The organism is Streptomyces sp. NPDC051987, assembly GCF_040680735.1.
Classification (GTDB): Bacteria; Actinomycetota; Actinomycetes; order Streptomycetales; family Streptomycetaceae; genus Streptomyces.
The window spans coordinates 1-19,408 of record NZ_JBFAXI010000130.1; the positions used below are offsets into that span (position 1 = coordinate 1).

The window sequence follows — 19,408 nt, forward strand, 5'->3', positions numbered from 1 at the left end:
CGGCCACGACGGCGCCGCGGTCGACACACGGCGGGTCGCCTAGTAGGCACTCCTCAGCGCCTGTTCGAGGATCGCCGCGCCCTCCTCCGCCTCCGCCACCGTCAGGGACAGCGGCGGGGCGATGCGCAGGGCGCTCGTGTTGTGGCCGCCGCCCTTGCCGATCAGGAGGCCGGCCTCCCTGGCCGCCTCCAGGACCGCCGAGGCGGACGCGGGGTCGGCCTCGTCGGTGCCGGGCCTGACCAGCTCGACGCCGATCATCAGGCCGCGGCCCCGTACCTCCCGTACGCCGGGCAGTTGCGCGGCGACCGAGCGGAGGCGCTCGATGAGGAGGCCGCCGACGCGGCGGGCGTTGCCCTGGAGGTCGTGTTCCAGGAGGTAGGAGAGGTTGGCGAGGCCCGCGGCCATGGTGATCTGGGTGCCGCCGAAGGTGGAGATGCTGTTGGAGTCCAGACAGTTCATGATCTCGGAGCGGGCCACCACGCCGCCGATGGACATGCCGTTGCCGATGCCCTTGGCGAAGGTGAGGATGTCCGGCGGGCCGCTCTGGCCGTGCGCCTGCCAGCCCCAGAAGTGCTCGCCGGTACGGCCCCAGCCGGTCTGCACCTCGTCGGCGATCCAGAGGATGCCCTGCTCCTGGAGGACCTTGCGGAAGGCCGCGTAGAGCCCGTCGGGCGGGGAGGTGAAGCCGCCGACGCCCTGGATGGGCTCGGCGATCAGCGCGGCCGGCGCGCGGGTGTGTCCGAGGAGGTCGCGCAGGTCGGCGACGCAGGCCGCGATGAAGTCACGGTCGTTCAGCTCGGCGAACGGGCCGCGGGTGCGGACGCCGCCGTGGACGTACAGCGTCTGCAGCGGGGAGAGGGAGGTCGGGGACCAGCCCTTGTTCCCGGTGATGCCGACCGAGCTGAAGGACCGGCCGTGGTAGCTGTTGCGCATCGCCAGGACGGTGTTGGTCCGGCGGTAGGTGGTGGCGAGCAGCAGGGCGGTGTCGTTGGCCTCGGTGCCGGAGGTGGTGAAGAAGACCCGGGCGTCCGGGATGCCGCTCAACTGGGCGATGCGCTCGGCGAGTTCGACCATGGGGCGGTTGAGGTAGAGCGTGGAGGAGTGGATGATCCGGCCGGCCTGCTCGCTGACCGCCTTGGTCACCTCGGGCAGCGCGTGCGCGGTCATCGTGGTGAGGATGCCGCCGAAGAAGTCGAGGTAGCGGTTGCCGTCCGCGTCCCACACGTGCCGGCCCTCGCCGTGCGTGATCTCCAGCGGCTCGTCGTAGTACAGGGCCAGCCAGTCGGGCAGGACCTGGCGGTGGCGGGCGAAGAGGTCGTTCACGGCTGTACCAGCCCTTCGTAGGCGTCGGGGCGGCGGTCGCGGTAGAAGGCCCACTGCTGCCGCACTTCCTCGATCAGGTCGAAGTCGAGGTCACGGACGACGAGTTCCTCGCCCTTGTCGCTCGCCACCTCTCCCACGAACTGCCCACGTGGATCGACGAAGTAGCTCGTCCCGTAGAAGTCGTTGTCCCCGTACTCCTCCTGGCCCACCCGGTTGATGGCGGCGACGAAGTACTCGTTGGCCACTGCGGCGGCCGGCTGCTCCAGCTGCCAGAGGTGCGACGAGAGTCCGCGGTGGGTGGCTGACGGGTTGTACACCAACTGGGCGCCGTTGAGGCCGAGTTCCCGCCAGCCCTCCGGGAAGTGGCGGTCGTAGCAGATGTACACCCCGACCTTGCCGACGGCGGTGTCGAAGACCGGCCAGCCCAGGTTTCCGGGCTTGAAGTAGTACTTCTCCCAGAACCCCTTGACCTGCGGGATGTGGTGCTTGCGGTACTTGCCGAGGACGGTGCCGTCGGCGTCGATCACGGCGGCGGTGTTGTAGTAGAAGCCGGACTGCTCCACCTCGAAGACCGGGACGACGATCACCATGCCCGTCTCACGCGCGAGTTCCCGCATACGACTGACCGTCGGGCCGTCCGGGACCGGCTCGGCCCAGCGGTAGTGCTCGGGTTCCTGGACCTGGCAGAAGTAGGGGGCGTTGAAGACTTCCTGGAATCCGATGATCTTCGCACCCTGGCGGGCCGCCTCGCGGGCGTACTCCTCGTGTTTCGCCACCATGGACTCGGTGTCGCCGGTCCAGGTGGCCTGGACCAGAGCGGCGCGTACGACGTTGGCCATGAGCTGCTCCTTCTACGCCCGTAGAGGGTCGAAAGTAAGCGTCCTTGGAGTCCTTGCCAAGACCATCGTCGTTAAGCCGCGGAGTCGATCCCGTTTCTTACCTGGCTGGCGGATGCGGGGGCCGCTCGGGGGCGCCGGTCAGGACGCGAGGCCCGCCACCCGCAGCGCGTGCAGCAGATCCCAGTGGCACCGGTCGGACACCGCCTGGGCGGAGCCGAGGAGCAGCGGCACCAGGCGCCGCGGATCCGGTTCCGCGCTCTGCGCCGCCTCCTCCGGGGTGCGGACCTGGACGTAGGTGTCCAGCAGGGCCCGGACCTCGCGGTGGCGGCCCTCCGCGTCCAGGGCGAGGACGGCCTCGCCGATCTCGGCGGCGGGGCGGGCGACGCCCTGACGCAGGATCTGCCGGCCGTCCTCGGTCCGTCCCGCCGCGGTCAGCGCGTCGGCGGCCGCGACGAGCCGGGCGGGCGGCAGCGAGGCCGTCTCCCACAGCAGCGTGGCCCAGTCGGCGCCGAGGCCGGACCGCTGGAGGGCGTCCGCGAGCAGCGGGAACCGGGCGGCGGGCCAGTGCGCGACCTCGGCCAGCAGCGCGTGCGCCTCGCCGGTGCGGCCCTGCGCCCGCAGCCCTTCGAGCCGCTCCACGGCCGCCGCCACGGCCGGCCCCGCCTCCTCGTCGGGCTGGGGTGCCACCGGTTCCGTCCGCACCGGCGCCTCGTCGGCCCCGGCGAACCGGGCCCCGCGCGGGGTACGCCGGCCGGTGGCGGCCACGGGCACGGACGCCTCCGGCACCGGCGGTACGACGGCGGGCGCGGCCACGTCCTCGGTCATCCCGGCGAACCGGGCACTGCCCCGCCGCCGCTTGCGCTGTTTGGCCGGGGCCACGGCGGGCTCCGGGACGGCGGCCGGGGCCGAGGCGGCGGCGGAGTCCTGGACGGCGGCGGCAGCCGGGGCGGAGCCCGGCGCGGGGGCGGGGGCCGGGGTCGGGTCCGTCGCTTGGGCCGAGGCGGATGCGTGCGCGGGGGCGGATGCGTGCGCCGGGTCCGCCGCATGGGCCGAGGCAGGCGCGAGGGCCGGGTCCGCCGCATAGGCCGAGGCAGGTGCGGAGCCCGGGTCCGCCGCGTGGGTCGAGGCAGGTGCAGGGGACGGGGCAGACGCGTGGGCCGGAGCCTGGGACTGGGCCTGTGATGGGGACTGAGCTCGGGGCTGTCGGAGGGGCGCGCCGGGGGTTCGGTCCCGTAGGCGGGCGACGAGTTCGGTCCGGCGCTGCAGGTTCGCCATCCGGGCCCTCAGTTCGGCGCACCGGGCGGTGGCCCGTTCGTGGTCGTCGCGGGCCCAGGCGAGGTCGATGTGCAGGGCTTCCGCCTGCTCACGGGAGTGTGCGGCGTCGAGGGCCCGGTCGAGCTGGGCCAGCCGTTCGGCGGCGTACCGCTGCGCGCGGAGGCTGACGTCGAGGCGGTCGCCCAGGTCCTCGCGGGCGCCCGGCCGCGTGTCGTACGCGGCGATCGCGTCCGCGTGCAGCCGACGGGCCCGCTCGGCCTCGCGGGCGGCGGCCTCGGCGCCGTACCCGGTCGCGAGGTCCTGGAGCAGCGCCTCCACGACGTCCCAGGGCGGCACGTCGCGACCGGCGAGGCAGGCCTGCATACCGTCGGGGTCGCGCTGCCAGAAGACGGCGCACCAGCCGCCGCCCTGGTCGAGACGCGCCAGCAGGCCGTCCAGGTAGTTCGCGAACTCCCGCACCCGGCCCGGGAGTTGATCCACAGCCATCGCTCGACTCCCGCCAGACCGGAACACTCCGGCTCCGTAGGCAACACCAGTCGTGTTACGGGGCTGCTACGGGGAGTTTTCGGCGGGAGTGCGGAGCCCTCATTGCCTGATCTTGACCGATAGGCGTCACGCCACGACCAGGGCGCAGCGCTCCACCAGGTCGTCCATCGACAGGCCGAGCGCGCGGGCCAGCGCGGCGACGGTGAAGAAGGCGGGGGTCGGTGCCCGCCCCGTCTCGATCTTACGGAGGGTCTCGGCGGAGATGCCCGCCGCGGCCGCCACCTCCGTCATGCTCCGGCCGCCGCGCGCGTCGCGCAGCAACCGCCCGAGCCGCTCGCCGCGTTCACGCTCTTCCGGGGTGAGAGGGGTGCGCACCATGCCGTCATTCTAACCCGGTCGAGAAAACCGGTATATTAATTGGCATGGTGGAACTGAAGACGGACACATCGATCGACGCCATGTACGCCTCCGGGCAGGTCGTCGGGCGGGCCCTGACGGCGGTACGGGAGGCCGCGGACATCGGCGTCTCCCTGCTCGAACTGGACGAGGTGGCGCGCGGGGTGCTGCGCGAGGCCGGGGCCTCCTCCCCCTTCCTCGGCTACCGGCCCTCGTTCGCACCCACCCCGTTCCCCGCCGTCATCTGCGCGTCCGTGAACGACGCGATCGTGCACGGCATCCCGACCGGCTACCGGCTGCGCGACGGCGACCTGGTCTCCATCGACTGCGGCGCGGTGCTGGACGGCTGGGCGGGCGACTCGGCGATCAGCTTCACGGTCGGCAGGCCGCGACCGGCGGACGTGCGGCTGGTCGAGACGGCCGAGCGGGCGCTCGCGGCGGGCATCGCGGCGGCGGTCGTCGGCAACCGCATCGGCGACATCGCGCACGCGGTCGGCCGGGTCTGCCGGGACGCCGGCTACGGCATCCCGCAGGACTTCGGCGGCCACGGCATCGGCCGTCGTATGCACGAGGACCCCGGGGTGCCGAACGAGGGCCGCCCCGGCCGTGGTCTGCCGCTGCGGCACGGCATGGTCCTCGCGATCGAGCCCATGCTGATCGGCGGTGGCCGGGACGGCTACCACGCGGCGGCGGACGGCTGGACCCTGCGCACGAACGACGGCTCGCGGGCCGCTCACGCGGAGCACACCGTGGCGATCACGGAGTCGGGCCCGCGGATTCTGACGGCCAGGACCTGAGAACCGGCCCGCCGGCCGCCGGTGCCCCGCCGCCCGCCTCCTCCGCCCCTCTGTCCCTCCGCCCCCTGCCCTCCCGGCCTCCGCCGCGGGTCGACGGCGAGCCAGCCGCGGGTCGACGGCGAGCAAGCCGCGGGTCGACGGCGAGCCAGCCGCGGGTCGACGGCGAGCCAGCCGCGGGTCGACGGCGAGCCAGCGGCGGTGCGACGGCGGCTCTGGCCGCTCACCGGGGCGCCGCCGATCACGTGACGCGGTGCGCGCCGCGCACCGGCGGATTCCGGGACCGGCCGGTGCCGCGTCCCGTCGGCGAACCCTCTCCGCGGCCGGCCGGCCGCGGCCCGCGCACCGCGGTGGCGGGCGCCGGACCGCCACCCGAACGGCTGGACGTGCCCCCCTCCGGCGGGCGTGCGAAGGTGGTGTGACCGGGCCCTGCAGGGGCACCCGCGTGGGCCGGCACGTCGACCAGCGAGCGCGTCCCGCCAGGCGCCGGGACGCCGGAACGGAACGAACGCTCATGACCAGCGGTTACCCCGGACCGGACAACTTCGGACAGGATCCTTTCGGAGAGTTCCTCGCACGCTTCTTCGGGGGCGGCGGAGCCCGCCAGGGGCCTCGGCAGATCGACATCGGCAGGCTGCTGAGTCAGCCGGCCAGGGAACTGGTCAAGGGCGCCGCCCAGTACGCCGCCGAGCACGGCAGCCGAGACCTCGACACCGAGCATCTGCTGCGCGCTGCGCTCGCGGCCGAGCCCACCCGTTCCCTGCTGAGCAAGTCCGGCGCCGACCCCGACTCGCTGGCGACGGAGATCGACGGCCGGGCCGGCCCGGTCCAGCACCCGCCCGGCGAGGCACCCCCGCCGACCTCGCTGTCCCTCACCCCCGCCGTGAAGCGGGCCCTGCTGGACGCGCACGACCTGGCGCGGGCCAGCGGGGCCGGGTACATCGGTCCCGAGCATGTGCTGGGCGCGCTCGCCGCCAACCCGGACTCGGCCGCCGGGCACATCCTGAACGCCGCCCGGTTCGCCGCGGCCGGCCTGCCGCCGGAGGCCGCGGAGACCGACCGCGCGCTCACCGGCCCGGACACCCGGCGCCGGGCGGGCGGCACGCCGACGCTCGACAAGTACGGCCGGGATCTGACCGAGCTGGCCGGTCAGGGCCGGATCGACCCGGTCATCGGCCGGGACGACGAGATCGAGCAGACCATCGAGGTGCTCTCCCGGCGCGGCAAGAACAACCCGGTGCTGATCGGCGACGCCGGGGTCGGCAAGACGGCGATCGTCGAGGGCCTGGCCCAGCGGATCGCCGACGGGGACGTGCCGGACGGGCTCGCCGGGCGCCGGGTGGTCGCCCTCGACCTGCCCGGGGTGGTGGCCGGCACCCGCTTCCGGGGCGACTTCGAGGAGCGGCTGACCACCATCGTGGGCGAGATCCGCTCGCACTCCGACCAGTTGATCGTCTTCATCGACGAGCTGCACACGGTGGTGGGCGCCGGGGGCGGCGGCGAGGGCGGCGCGATGGACGCGGGCAACATCCTCAAGCCCGCGCTGGCCCGCGGCGAGCTGCACATCGTGGGCGCGACCACCCTTGAGGAGTTCCGCAAGATCGAGAAGGACGCGGCGCTGGCCCGCCGCTTCCAGCCGATCCTGGTGCCCGAACCGACCGTCCCGGACGCCGTCGAGATCCTGCGCGGCCTGCGCGACCGCTACGAGGCCCACCACCAGGTCCGCTACACCGACGAGGCCCTGGTCGCCGCCGTGGAGCTGTCCGACCGCTACCTCACCGACCGCAGGCTGCCCGACAAGGCGATCGACCTGATCGACCAGGCCGGCGCCCGGGTCCGCCTGGGCGCCCGCACCAAGGGCAGCGACGTGCGCGTCATGGAGCGCGAGATCGAGCAGCTCACCCGGGACAAGGACCAGGCGGTAGCCGACGAGCAGTACGAACGCGCCACCCAACTACGGGATCGTATCTGTGAGTTGAAGAACCGCATCACGGAACTCTCCGGTGAGGAGGAGGCGGACGAGGGGCTGAACCTGGAGGTGACGGCCGAGGCCGTGGCCGAGGTGGTCTCCCGGCAGACCGGCATCCCGGTCAGCAGCCTCACCCAGGAGGAGAAGGAACGGCTGCTCGGCCTGGAGGCGCATCTGCACCAGCGGGTCGTCGGCCAGGACGAGGCGGTCGCCGTCGTCTCCGAGGCGGTCATGCGCTCACGCGCCGGACTGGCGAGCCCGAACCGCCCGATCGGCAGCTTCCTCTTCCTCGGCCCCACCGGGGTCGGCAAGACCGAGCTGGCCCGTGCGCTCGCCGAGGCCCTGTTCGGCAGCGAGGACCGGATGGTCCGCCTGGACATGAGCGAGTACCAGGAGCGCCACACCGTCTCCCGCCTGGTGGGTGCCCCGCCCGGCTACGTCGGCCACGAGGAGGCGGGCCAGCTCACCGAGGTGGTGCGCCGCCACCCCTACTCGCTCCTCCTCCTGGACGAGGTGGAGAAGGCCCACCCCGACGTCTTCAACATCCTCCTGCAGGTCCTGGACGACGGCCGCCTGACCGACTCCCAGGGCCGCACGGTGGACTTCGCCAACACGGTCATCGTGATGACCAGCAACCTGGGCTCGGACGTGATCACCCGGCGCGGCGCCGGCATCGGCTTCGGCCCCGGCGGTGCGCAGGCGACCGAGGAGGCCCGGCGCGAACAGGTCCTGCGCCCGCTCCGCGACCACTTCCGCCCGGAGTTCCTGAACCGCATCGACGAGGTGGTCGTCTTCCGTCAGCTCACGGGCGAACAACTGCGCGAGATCACCGAGCTCCTCCTGGGACACACCCGCCGCATGCTGCAGGCCCAGGGCATCACGGCCCACTTCACGGACGCGGCCGTCAACTGGCTGGCAGAGCACGGCTACCAGCCGGAGTACGGCGCCCGGCCACTGCGCCGCACCATCCAGCGGGAGGTCGACAACCAGCTGTCCCGGCTGCTGCTGGACGGCACGATCGCGGAGGGCAGTCAGGTGAGGGTGGACGCAGCGGACGGGCGTCTGGTGTTCGACAAGCAGGACCTTCCGAGCGCGTCCGGCTGAGGCGCACCCCCCAAGAGGCGCGGGGAACTGCGCGACCAGTCCCCACGCACCCGCACCCGGCGTCTAGGACGACGGATCCACCACCTGGGCCGATCCCCCGCCCCGCCGCACCGTCTCAGCCGCCGCCAGCCATTTCCCACCCGGCAACCGCTGCACCCCGGTCGCCGCACCGATCTCCGGATTCAACGAGAACGAGTGCCCGATGGCCTCCAACTTCCCCCGCAGCACGGGGTCGTTGTACAGCGCGGGCTCCAACTCCGTCTTCGCCGCGTTCCGCTGGGACGCTCGGGGCGCCGCGATCGCGTCCACCAACGGCAGATGCCGGTCCAGGAACTCGGTCAGCACCTGAAGCACCGTCGTGATGATGGTCGCGCCGCCGGGCGAGCCCACCGCGACCACCGGCCGGTTCGTCCTGTCCAGCACGATCGTCGGCGAGATGGACGACCGCGGCCGCTTCCCGGGCCCCGGCAGGTTCGGGTCGTGCACCGCGGGGTTCGCCGGGACGAACGAGAAGTCGGTCAGCTCGTTGTTGAGCAGGAACCCGCGCCCCGGAACGGTGATCGCGCTGCCGCCGGTCTGCTCGATGGTCAGCGTGTAGGAGACGACGTTCCCCCACTTGTCGGCGACCGTGAGGTGGGTCGTGTTCTCCCCCTCGTACGTGGTCGGCGCCGCGGTGCCGGTCGACCCGGGGTCGTTGGGGTCTCCCGGCGCCACCGGGCTGGTCAGCACCGCGTCGTCGCTGATCAGCTTGGCACGCTCGTCGGCGTACCGCTGGGACAGCAGCCCCTTGGTCGGCACGTCCTCGAACGCGGGGTCGCCGACCCAGCGTCCGCGGTCCGCGAAGGAGATCCGGCTCGCCTCGATGAAGTGGTGCAGGTACTGCACCTCGCCGGCCTTGGCGAGGTCGGTGTTCTCCAGGATGTTGAGCGCCTCACCGACCGTCGTGCCACCCGACGAGGACGGCGCGATCGAGTACACCTTCAGGCCGCGGTACCCGGTCTCGGTCGGCGCCTGCAGCTTGGCGCGGTAGGCGGCCAGATCCTGCGCGGACAGCTTGCCCGCCCGCGCCTTCCACCCCGAACCCGGGTCCACCGGCGGGTGGTTGACCGTCGACACGATGTCCCTGCCGAGGTCGCCCCGGTAGACGGCGGCCACCCCCTTCTTCCCCAGTTCCCGGTAGGTACGGGCGAGTTCGGGGTTCTTGAAGGTGGAGCCCACCACCGGCAGTTGGCCGCCCGGCAGGAACAGCTTCGCCGTGTCGGGGAAGTAGCGGAACCGGGTCTCGTTGGCGGCGGTCTGCGACCGGAAGGTGTCGTCGACGACGAAGCCCTTGCGGGCGATCCGTTCGGCCGGTTTCAGCACCGAGCCGAGCCGCTCCGTCCCCCACCGGCCGAGCGCCGTCTGCCAGGTGGCCGGCGTCCCCGGTGTGCCGACGCTCAGTCCGCTGCTCACGGCGTCGGCGAAGGCGAGCGGCTTGCCGTTCTCCGTGAACAGGTTGGAGTCGGCCGTCAGCGGCGCGGTCTCGCGGCCGTCGATGGTGTGCACCGTACGGGACTTGGCGTCGTAGTAGACGAAGTAGCCGCCGCCTCCGATGCCGGAGGAGTAGGGCTCGGTGACGCCGAGCGCGGCGGCGGTCGCGACGGCCGCGTCGACCGCGTTGCCGCCCTTGCGGAGCACCTCGATGCCGGCGGCGGTGGCGTCCGCGTCGACGCTGGCGACCGCACCGCCGTAGCCGACGGCCACCGGGGTTTTCGCGGGGGTCGCGGCGCCGGGGCCGGGAGGTGCCGCCGCCCCCACCGACATCACGGCGGCCGAGACCGCCAGGACCGTCAGTTTCCGCGCGACAGGGCGACGCATCCGCACCTCCAGTTCCGGAACGTCCGCGCAGCGTACCGGCGGCGCCGCGGCCCCGACAGCCACATTCAGGGCACTGTCATACGACCGCCACACTTCGAACACCGGTACGTTCCAGCCACCTGTGCCCGCTAGCATGCGCGCCCATGAGTGACGACCTGCGCAACATTATCCTCGGCGTCGTGGCGGCCGGCATCAGCGCGGCGCTCGGCTGGCTGGCCCGTACCTCGCTGTGGCGCCGGAGCCTGCGACGCAAGCAGGCCTTCTTCGGGCTGCCGGAGAACTCGGAGTCGCTGCTCGTCGTCAACCGCGATCCGGCCACGTCCGAGCCCGCGGTCCACCGTTTCGACGTGTTCGCGCTGCTGGAGCTGGCGGCGCTCATCAAGGACTGCGGCGCGAACCTCCGGATGGTGACCCAGGACAACGTCCAGCAGGGCTTCGGCGAGCGCACCGAGTTCTGCGTCGGAGGTCCCGGGTCGAATCGTCTCGTTCACCGGCGCCCAGTTTGGACTCAATGGCCAAGGGCTTCAAGCTGACCTTGATCTCCACCGGGTCGGGCCGCCACGCCGGCAGTGTCTGCGCATCCACCAGCAGGGCCATGGCCTCGGTCCAGGTCCCGCTGGCCAGCCAGCGGTTCGCCTGCGTCTGCAAGGCCTTCCAGTCGATGCCGTACTTCAGCGCCAGCTCCTTGAAGCGGGCGCCTGAGACGGCCTTCTCCAGCAGCACCTCCACCACGAGACGGCGGGGGATCACCGATCGGGAGCCGCCCATCAGGGGCTTGATCCGCTCCCATCCCTCGTCCGTGAGGACGGGGACGCCGCGGCCCGCCTGGACGAACCATTCCCGGATCGCGCACGGGACGCCCTTGCGCCGGGGGGCGCACCTGATGACCTCCGCGTGCAAGCCCATCAGGTTCAGCAGTTCCGCCTTCTCGTGCGGCTCGACGTCCCTGAGGTTGCGCCGGGCCACTTCGGCCAGGCGCTCCAGCCCTCGAAGCCACCGGTTCGTCTCCGCCGCTTCCCGCTGCCACGCTTCCGCCTCCCGCCGGAGCTTGCCCAGGCCCTCCAGATCCTCCTCCAAGGGCCTGACGGCCCTCTCCGCCGCCTCCCGGGCCTCCTCCTTGGACTTCCCGCGCCTGATGGCGCTGCGGGCCGTGGTGGCGGCCGTGACGTCAATGGCGTCCTCAAGTTCGGCGATCTGCTGGTCCAGTTCGGCGATGCGCTTGGTGTGATCCACCCGCCTGTCCACGGTGGCCTCCACCCAGTCCTGGGCCATGGCCTTCATGCGCTCCGGATCGCTGAGGATCGCCACCACATCGCCCCACACCTGGCGCTCGATACCCGTCGCCTCCAGGGCGGGACAGGTGCAGCGGTCCTTGGCGCCGGCGTAGGACTCGTGGCGCCCCTTGCACCGGTAGACGACCTCGTAGGGGCGGTGCTGGTGGCCTTCGTACGTCTGCCCGCAGGGGCTGGTCATACGGCCTGTGAGGAGGTACACGCGGGAGTTGCCCCGTGGGGGCGCCTGGCGTTGGGCCATGACCTCCTTGAACTCCTCGATCTCCTCTTCGGTGAAGAGCGGCGGCAGGTTGATGACCACGCTCTCCCCGTAGATGAGTGCGCCGTTCTGGTCCCGCTGAGCCTTGTCCCCCCGCCAGATCACGCGGTTCTTCAGGACCGCGTCACCTTGGAGGCGGTGGCGGAGGTTGGCGGTCTTCCACGGTTCGCCGGAACGGGTGTAACGCTTCTCGCTGTTGAGCGCCAATGCGGTCTCGGTCCAGCTGCGGTTCTCCAGGAACAGCTCTCGCGCCCTGCGAAGGGTCGCGGCCTCTTCCTCATGGAGGGCGTAGTGAGAGACGCCCTTCTTTCCCTGTTCGGCCACTCTCCAGCCGAAGGGGACCATCCCGCCGGGATACAGGCCGTCCTCGGCCTTCTCCTGGATACCGCCCTGCGTGCGCTCGCGGATCAGCTCGCGCTCTTCCTCGGCATAGTCGGCGTCCTTGCGCATCTGCGAACGGCCAGTAGAGGTCGAGTTGTCGTAGCCCTTCTTGGCCACGGCCACGAAGACGCCCAAGTCCTCCAGCTCCCAGACCCACTTCCAAAAGGCCCGGCCGGTGCGCCCGATGGCGCGTCCCTCGTTCACCCCCACGAGATCGAAGGGGCGGGGTTCCTTCCGGGCGTCCGCCATCAGGCGGCGAAGGTCGGGGCGCTCGTGTGCTTCCAGGCTTCCGCTGAAGCCTTCGTCGGCGTACGTGCCGACGTGCGCGTACCCCTTCTTCTCGAAGTAGCGCAACACCTTCTTCTCGGTGTAGGCGATGCCGTACCCCTCGGCCTGTTCCTCTGTCGACACGCGCAGATACGCCACGGCCCGGATTTGGGCTGGGTTGACCGCCCGAAGTGCCGTTTCCACGGCACTCGTGAGAGTCTTGCTCACGTCAGTCCCTTCGCGACTGGCCGGACCCCGGGGTGTTCACAGCACCGCCGGGGTCACTCATGTGGCGTAGATCTTATGCCGCTGGTCAGTCGGCCCGCGGCCGGAACAGGATTTCCAGAATGCGCCGGTACGCGGTCGCGTCCACCGGCTCACCCGTGAAGGTGATGCTCACCTTCGGCTCGGGGGCGTCCTTCAGGTTGCTGCGCAGCCACTCGCCGGCCTCTTCGGCCGGCAGTGCGTTCCCGTCCTGCATGGCGGGTCCTCCTTCCCGCCCCACAAGGGCGGGGTGTGATCAGCTGTCGTGCTCCTGGGCCCACAGGCCCGGAGCCCAGCGCTTCACCGCCTCGGCAATGTGAGGCGGCGGTGGTACCAGCAGATTCATAGGCTCCCCACCATCTGCTGCGGGGAGGCGTGTTCGCGCAGTTCCTGTTTCCAGTCCGGTTCGGCCATAGCTCCTCCATGACGAAGGCCCCCGCCGAAGCAGGGGCCTTGGGTTTGTGCAGGTCAGGCGGCTGTGATGAAAGTGAGTTCAAAGAGGGTGCCGTCGAACTCGCTCGAATCGCCGCATGCTCGCTCACATGTCCGCGATGCTGCCCGGGGTCCGCGTCAACATCGACCCGGAACCGGGCCCGGACCGCGGCGCCTTCCAGATCGGAGCCGAGCGCTACCGCATGGACCCGGGCATCACCGAGTACGTGCTGCTGGCCCGCCTCACCGCCGGTCAACGTCCGGACGCCCGACCGGTGTTCCTCTTCTGCGGGCAGCGTGCGATCACCAACCAGGCGGCCACCCGCTACCTCGCCCGCAACCACCAGCGGCTGGCCCGCAAGCACGGCAACCACTCCTTCGTGCTGCTCCTCAAGGTGGTCAACTCGCAGGCGTACGGCCCTGACGTGGTCGAACTCGTCGCGGACGTCACCCGCGCCGCCCAGGCGCCGCTGCCGCCCGACGCGACCGAGACGCCCCGCGCCGCGCCCCGCGCCTCCTGACTGCCTGCACCATTCAACAATCGTTACCCGCACGTAACTTACCGACGGGTTACTTGCGGTAAGCGGCCGCGGTTACCGTCGGGTCACTTTGCACTGACACGAGCGAGGAGTGACCCATGGGACCTGGTCGCGCCACCACGAGCCGCCGCCCCGCCCGCCGCGTGACCGCCGTGCGCGCGACCGCCGCGGGAGCCGTCTCGGCGGCCCTGATCGCCGGCACCCTGTTCGGGCTGGCCCCGGCCGCCCAGGCCGCCGCCTCCGTGCGCTTCGTCGACATCACCGGTGACGGCGGCACGGTCCTGAAGGCGAACGTCGTCACACCCTCGGACGCCGACGCCGCGCGGCGCTATCCGCTCGTCGTGCTGCCCACGAGCTGGTCGCTGCCCCAGGTCGAGTATCTGGCCCAGGCCCAGAAGCTCGCGGACTCCGGCTACATCGTGGTCAGTTACAACGTGCGCGGGTTCTTCCAGTCGGGCGGCCAGGTGGACGTGGCCGGCCCGCAGGACGTCGCGGACGCCTCCAAAGTGATCGACTGGGCGCTGGCCAACACCACCGCCGATCCGCAGCACATCGGCATTGCGGGGGTGTCGTACGGCGCCGGGATCAGCCTGCTGGCCGCCGCGCACGACAAGCGGATCAAGGCGGTCGGCGCGCTCAGCGGCTGGGCGGATCTGATCGCCTCGATCTACTCGGGCCGCACCCAGCATGTGCAGGCGGCCGCCCTGCTGGACGGCACGGCGACCCTCACCGGGCGCGAGAGTCCCGAGGTACGCCAGGTCTTCGACGACCTGTACGCGTCGAACCTGACCAAGGAGCAGGACATGATCGCCTGGGGAGAGAAACGTTCCCCCGCGACCTATGTCGACCAGCTCAACAAGAACGGCGCGGCCGTCTTCCTGGCCAACGCGTGGAGCGACTCCATCTTCCCGGCCAACCAGTACGCCGACTTCTACGGCAGGCTGACCGTCCCGAAGCGCCTGGAGCTGCGCCCCGGCGACCACGCCACGGCCGAGCTGTCCGGTCTGCTGGGGCTGCCCAACGACGTGTGGAGCGACACCGAACGCTGGTTCGACCACTATCTCAAGGGCACGGGCAACGGGATCGACCGCGAGCAACCGGTGGAACTCAAGTCCCGTACCAGCGGCGACTACGAGGGCTACCCGGACTGGAAGTCGGTGGGCGCCACCCGGAAGAAGCTCGCCCTGGCCGGCTCGACCACCATCCACGCCAACGTCGACTCCGGCGCGGACGGCGGGGTCGTCCTCCTCTCCGGCCTGCTCGACCAGGTGGCCCAGCTGCCGCCGGTCGCCTCGATCCCGCTGCTGCCCCGCCGCTGGGCCGCCGTCTGGCAGTCGGAGCGGTACGGCAGCGCCCAACAGGTGCGGGGCACGGCCGGCTTGCACACCACCCTCACACCGACCGCGGAGAGCGGCACCCTCGTCGCCTACCTCTACGACGTGGGGCCGCTCGGCATCGGCAAGCTGGTCAGCCACGCGCCGTACACCTGGCACGGCCGGACGCCCGGCGCGGCGTTCGACGTGGACCTGGACCTGTTCTCCACGGCCTACGACGTGCCCGCCGGGCACCGGCTCGCACTGGTGATCGACACGGTGGACCCGCTCTACACCGAGCACAACCCGTCCGGCGCGCAGCTGACCTTCTCCTCGCCGGTGGACGACCCGTCGTACGTGTCCGTTCCGCTGCGCGAGCAGTGATCTCCGGCTGCCGCCGGCCGGGCCTGGCCCTTGGCTGCTGCCCCTACGGCCGCAGCGTCCCTGGGTCGGCCGGGGCCACCACAGGGATGAAGGGCAAATCGTAGTCGAGGTTCGGCGCCAGCGGTTTCCCGGTGCGGAGGAACTTCGCGAACACCGCACGGCGCAGAGGCAGTCCGGAGCGGGAGGTGCGGGTGGGCCGCTCTGCGGCGCGCGGCTCAGGGATGCACGCGAGTCCCGCTCAGGGATGCACGCGAGTCCCGCTCAGGGATGCACGCGAGCGCCGCTCAGGCCTCGGCGACCTCGGCGTAGAGCTGCGAGAGTTCGGGGGCCCCGCTCGCGGCCCAGTCATGGCCGGACTCGACGACCTCGAACTCCCGCCCGGACGCGAGCCGTACGACCGGCTCCCCGTCCGCCCTGATCTCCCACTCGGCGCCGGACACGGTCCGGGTCAGGACCGTGCCCAGATACAGGCCGGCGTCGGTGCCGAGCCAGGTCATGGTCTCCTCGTCGTCCCGCCAGCGCGGGAGCAACTGGTCGAGGGCCTCCAGCGAGGCCGGGGTGTCGTCGAGCGCGACACCCTCCTCGGCCGCCTGGGCACGTAGGAACTCGCACTCGGCGAGCAGATCGGGGTCGGCGGTGTGGGGGGCGTCGCCCGGCTCGCCGTGCCTGTTACCCAGGAAGGGGATGTTCATGGTCCCAGGTTGACACTCACACCTCCAGGTCCACCACCACCGGCGCGTGATCGGACGCGCCCTTGCCCTTGCGCTCCTCGCGGTCGACGTAGGCGTCCTTCACGGCCTTGGCAAAGGGTTCGTTGCCGTACACCAGGTCGATGCGCATGCCGCGGTTCTTCGGGAAGCAGAGCTGGCGGTAGTCCCAGTAAGTGAACGGGTGATCGTACTTGAGCGGGCGCGGCACGACATCGCTCAGACCGGTCTCTCGCAGGGCGGCGAGGGCGGCGCGTTCGGCGGGCGTGACATGGGTGAGACCCTCGAAGGCGGCCACGTCGTACACGTCGTCGTCCGTGGGCGCCACGTTGTAGTCGCCGAGGACCGCGAAGGGCCGGCTGCCGCCCGCGTCCCCGGCGACGGCCGCCCTCAGCGCCTCGAACCACTGGAGCTTGTAGGCGTAGTGCGGGTGCGCGACCTCCCGGCCGTTGGGCACGTACACCGACCAGACCCGGACCGGACCGCAGGTCGCCGAGATCGCGCGGGGCTCCGCACCGCCGTCGTAGCCGGGATCGCCGGGCAGGCCCTTGACCACGTCCTCCAGACCGACCTTGGAGAGCACCGCCACGCCGTTCCACCGGCCGGTCGCGTGGACCGCCGCCTCGTAGCCCAGCTCGCGCAGCTGCCCGAAGGGGAACTGCTCCTCGGCGACCTTGGCCTCCTGGAGGCAGAGCACGTCGGTGCCGCTGCTCTCCAGCCAGGCGAGGAGCCTCGGCAGGCGGGCGGTGATCGAGTTCACGTTCCAGGTCGCGATGCGCATGCTCCACAACCTACCGGGCCCCTCCGACAACGGCCTCGGCCGTGGGCCCCCGGCCGCCGGACACCGGGGTCCGGCCTCAGCCGGGCCTGGTCTCCGCCGCGCCCGGTCTCCGCCGTGGCCGGTCCAGCCTTGGCCGGTCTCAGCCGTGGCCCGGTCTCAGCCGTGGCCCGGTCTCCGCCGCGGCACGGCCGCCGCCGGTCCCGCGGCACGGCCGCCGCCGGTCGGCCTCAGACGTCGGCCCAGTCCCCCGGTGCCAGTCGCTGGTGGTCCGTGCCGCCCAGGGCGCCGATCTGGTTGTCGTAGATCGGCCGGGCCAGGTCGGTGAGGAGGGCGTCGTGGATGTCGTAGGCGCGCTGCGGCTTCACCTCGCGGACGTAGTCGATGACCTCGGAGATCTTGTTCCAGGGCGCCATCACGGGGAGCATCAGCGTCTCGACCGGGTGGTCGGGGACGGTGAGGGCGTCGCCGGGATGGAAGACCCTGCCGCCGTCGATCAGGTAGCCGACGTTGGTGATGCGCGGGATGTCCGGGTGGATCACCGCGTGCAGTTCGCCGTGCACCTGCACGTCGAAGCCGGCGGCGGTGAAGGTGTCGCCGTGGCCGACAGTGTGCACCCGGCCCGGGAAGGCCGCCGTGAGCTGGTCGGCGACGGATTTCAGCGTCCAGATCTCGGCGGCCGGGTCGGCCGCCAGCGCGGCCCGCAGCCGGTTCTCGTCGAAGTGGTCGCCGTGCTCGTGGGTGATCAGGATCGCCTCGGCGCCGACCGCGGCGTCCGGCTCGCTGAACCCTCCGGGGTCGAGGACGAGCACCCGCCCGTCCTTCTCCAGACGCACGCACGCGTGGGACTTCTTGGTGAGCTTCATGGTCACCATCCTGCCCCCGAGCCGCTCGTCGGGTCCCCTGGACTCCCCCGGCCCTGCGGACCGACCCTCAGCCCCCTGGACCGGTCTCCTCTCAGCCCTCCGGAGTGGTCTCCTCGCGGATGACCTGCTGGGCGACCCGGAACGCGCTGTTCGCGGCCGGCACCCCGCAGTACACCGCCGCCTGGAGCAGTACCTCCTTGATCTCGACCGGGGTGAGGCCGTTGCGCAGGGCCGCCCGCACGTGGAGGCCCAGCTCCTCCAGGTGGCCGCCGGCGACCAGCGCGGTGAGCGTGACACAGCTGCGCGAGCGCCGGTCGAGGCCGGGCCGGTCCCAGACCTCGCCCCACGCGTAACGGGTGACGAACTCCTGGAAGTCGCCGGAGAACTCGTCGGCCCGCGCCAGCTCCCGGTCCACGTGCGCGTCGCCGAGCACCTCCCGGCGGACCTTCAGCCCCGCGTCGTACGCGTCGGGCCGGCCGAGCGGCTGCGGCGCCACGACCGCCGGGGCGATCTCGGCGATCGGCGTGACCTGGGGAGCGACCCGTGGCACGGCCGGGGGCGGGGCGGCCGGGACCGGCTTGGCGAGGGCGGACGGGATGGCCATCTGACCGGTGGTCGAGTCGTAGGCGGGCTGCCAGGCGGTGGAGAAGTGCCGGACCAGCAGGTCGGTGACGGCGGCGGGCTGCTCGACCGGGACCAGGTGGGAGGCGCCGGGTACGACCGCGAGGCGGGCGTCCGGGATCCCGGCGACCAGGGTACGGGCCTCGGCGGGGCCGGTGACCTGGTCGTCCGAGCCGACCAGGACGAGCGTGGGGACGCCGATCCGGGCGAGTTCGTGCCGCACGTCGAATCCGGCCAGGGCCTCGCAGGCGGCGATGTAGCAGCCGGGGTCGGTGGTGCGGACCATCTGCACGGCCCACTCGGTGATCGCGGGCTGGGCGGCGGCGAACCCGCTGGTGAACCAGCGGTCGGGCGAGGTACGGGCGATGGGGTCGAGGCCGTTGGTCCGTACGATCACGCCACGCTGGCGGAACTCGTCCGCCGTCCCGAACCGGGGCGAGGTGGCGACCAGCGCCAGCGAGGCGATCCGCTCCGGGTGCCGCAGCGCCAGTTCGATGCCGACGGCGCCGCCGAGCGCGCAGCCCGCGTAGCCGAAGCGCTGCACGCCGAAGGAGTCGAGCGTGGTGAGCAGCCGGGCGGTGAGCTCCGCCACGGAAACGGTGGGGTGCGCCGGGGCGCCACCGTGTCCGGGCAGGTCGTAGCGGAAGACCCGCCACTGCTGGATGAGCTCCGGTATCTGCCGGTCCCACATGTGCCATGTGGTACCCAGTGAGGGACCGAGGATCAGGACGGGAGCCTCTTCCGGCCCGTCAAAGCGGTATTGCAGGGTGTTCGGTGGTGTCTCGCTCACCCGTCAGACCCTCTCATCTGTCACGAGATGTCACATCGCCGGGGAGAACCGAGCGTGCCTTGCCCCGCTCCGGCACGAGCACCCAAGGTATTCGTTCTCCGGCATGTGCTCGCGGCCGTTCGGCGGCGGACCTTCTCCGGCCGCGTGCGCTCCTCCAGTCGCTACGAGCAACGCTTTCCTCTTTGATCACGGCCTCACAGGCGGTTCGGGTTGCAGCATCGAGTGTGGTGGCACGGACGAGGCGCGGCATGACCCACCTGGAAACTTTCCGGAATTCCACCCAACAACAGCTTGACCACCACACACGGTGAAGACTTGGTAGAAGGCCACCTCCCCCACCTCCTGCAGGCCATACGGCTCGCATATCGCGCGGCCAATTACTGACCTTGAATGCGTAATGTCGTCATGCTGGTTGGCGTCGGAGGCCGGTGCCGGTGAGGCAGCCGTCGAGGACGTCGGGGCGGTACTGGAG

14 protein-coding genes and 2 pseudogenes are annotated in these 19,408 nt (G+C 71.7%); 5 read left to right on the forward strand and 11 right to left on the reverse strand.

The window, feature by feature from the left end:
• Positions 1-39: 39 nt before the first annotated feature.
• The 4 genes from AB0M11_RS38130 to AB0M11_RS38145 form a co-directional block, all read right to left on the reverse strand.
• Positions 40-1,323 (reverse strand): aspartate aminotransferase family protein, encoded by a 1,284-nt coding sequence (locus tag AB0M11_RS38130; protein WP_365712963.1) that lies wholly within the window; start codon positions 1,321-1,323, stop codon positions 40-42.
• Entirely contained in the window at positions 1,320-2,162 is an 843-nt protein-coding gene (locus tag AB0M11_RS38135; RefSeq protein ID WP_365712965.1) for a nitrilase-related carbon-nitrogen hydrolase, read from the reverse strand. The genes AB0M11_RS38130 and AB0M11_RS38135 overlap by 4 nt, the downstream gene beginning before the upstream one ends.
• Positions 2,163-2,300: 138 nt before the next feature.
• Complete coding sequence (locus AB0M11_RS38140; RefSeq protein ID WP_365712967.1) at positions 2,301-3,923, reverse strand: hypothetical protein; 1,623 nt, start codon at positions 3,921-3,923, stop codon at positions 2,301-2,303.
• A 126-nt stretch (positions 3,924-4,049) separates the two neighbouring features.
• The gene (locus AB0M11_RS38145; protein ID WP_365712969.1) at positions 4,050-4,301 is read right to left on the reverse strand and encodes a helix-turn-helix transcriptional regulator; all 252 of its coding nucleotides are present in this window, start codon (positions 4,299-4,301) and stop codon (positions 4,050-4,052) included.
• Between the two features lie 44 nt (positions 4,302-4,345).
• Here AB0M11_RS38145 and map point away from each other — a divergent pair, with 44 nt between their 5' ends.
• Positions 4,346-5,116 carry a type I methionyl aminopeptidase gene (gene map, locus AB0M11_RS38150; protein WP_365712971.1) on the forward strand — a complete coding sequence of 257 codons (771 nt, stop codon included), beginning with the start codon at positions 4,346-4,348 and terminating at the stop codon, positions 5,114-5,116.
• A 511-nt stretch (positions 5,117-5,627) separates the two neighbouring features.
• Positions 5,628-8,186: an ATP-dependent Clp protease ATP-binding subunit gene (locus AB0M11_RS38155; protein ID WP_365712973.1), complete on the forward strand. Its 2,559-nt coding sequence runs from the start codon at positions 5,628-5,630 to the stop codon at positions 8,184-8,186.
• 63 nt (positions 8,187-8,249) lie between these two features.
• Here AB0M11_RS38155 and ggt read toward each other — a convergent pair whose 3' ends face one another.
• Positions 8,250-10,043, reverse strand: a complete 1,794-nt coding sequence (gene ggt, locus AB0M11_RS38160; RefSeq protein WP_365712975.1) for a gamma-glutamyltransferase — start codon at positions 10,041-10,043, stop codon at positions 8,250-8,252.
• A gap of 143 nt (positions 10,044-10,186) precedes the next feature.
• Here ggt and AB0M11_RS38165 point away from each other — a divergent pair.
• Positions 10,187-10,531: pseudogene (locus AB0M11_RS38165) on the forward strand (hypothetical protein); the annotation flags it as partial.
• On the opposite strand, the gene AB0M11_RS38170 reads toward AB0M11_RS38165, so the two are convergent.
• Positions 10,422-12,470, reverse strand: coding sequence for a recombinase family protein (locus AB0M11_RS38170; protein WP_365712977.1), 2,049 nt, complete (start codon positions 12,468-12,470; stop codon positions 10,422-10,424). The pseudogene AB0M11_RS38165 and the gene AB0M11_RS38170 overlap by 110 nt on opposite strands.
• A gap of 85 nt (positions 12,471-12,555) precedes the next feature.
• Entirely contained in the window at positions 12,556-12,723 is a 168-nt protein-coding gene (locus AB0M11_RS38175) for a hypothetical protein (RefSeq protein WP_365712981.1), read from the reverse strand.
• 301 nt (positions 12,724-13,024) lie between these two features.
• Here AB0M11_RS38175 and AB0M11_RS38180 point away from each other — a divergent pair.
• Positions 13,025-13,459, forward strand: a pseudogene (locus AB0M11_RS38180) (hypothetical protein); the annotation flags it as partial.
• Between the two features lie 116 nt (positions 13,460-13,575).
• Entirely contained in the window at positions 13,576-15,174 is a 1,599-nt protein-coding gene (locus tag AB0M11_RS38185) for a CocE/NonD family hydrolase (protein ID WP_365712983.1), read from the forward strand.
• A gap of 284 nt (positions 15,175-15,458) precedes the next feature.
• Here the strand turns inward: AB0M11_RS38185 and AB0M11_RS38190 are convergent, their stop codons facing one another.
• The 4 genes from AB0M11_RS38190 to pcaC all read right to left on the reverse strand — a co-directional run bounded on the left by AB0M11_RS38190 (position 15,459) and on the right by pcaC (position 18,936).
• On the reverse strand, positions 15,459-15,866 hold the full coding sequence (locus tag AB0M11_RS38190) for a DUF6278 family protein (RefSeq protein ID WP_365712986.1): 408 nt from the start codon (positions 15,864-15,866) through the stop codon (positions 15,459-15,461).
• A gap of 16 nt (positions 15,867-15,882) precedes the next feature.
• Positions 15,883-16,662, reverse strand: coding sequence for an exodeoxyribonuclease III (locus tag AB0M11_RS38195; RefSeq protein WP_365712989.1), 780 nt, complete (start codon positions 16,660-16,662; stop codon positions 15,883-15,885).
• Positions 16,663-16,889: 227 nt separating this feature from the next.
• Entirely contained in the window at positions 16,890-17,525 is a 636-nt protein-coding gene (locus tag AB0M11_RS38200; protein WP_365712991.1) for an MBL fold metallo-hydrolase, read from the reverse strand.
• 91 nt (positions 17,526-17,616) lie between these two features.
• A complete protein-coding gene (gene pcaC / locus AB0M11_RS38205) occupies positions 17,617-18,936 on the reverse strand; it encodes a 4-carboxymuconolactone decarboxylase (protein ID WP_365712994.1) in 1,320 nt (439 codons plus the stop codon).
• Positions 18,937-19,408 lie beyond the last annotated feature (472 nt).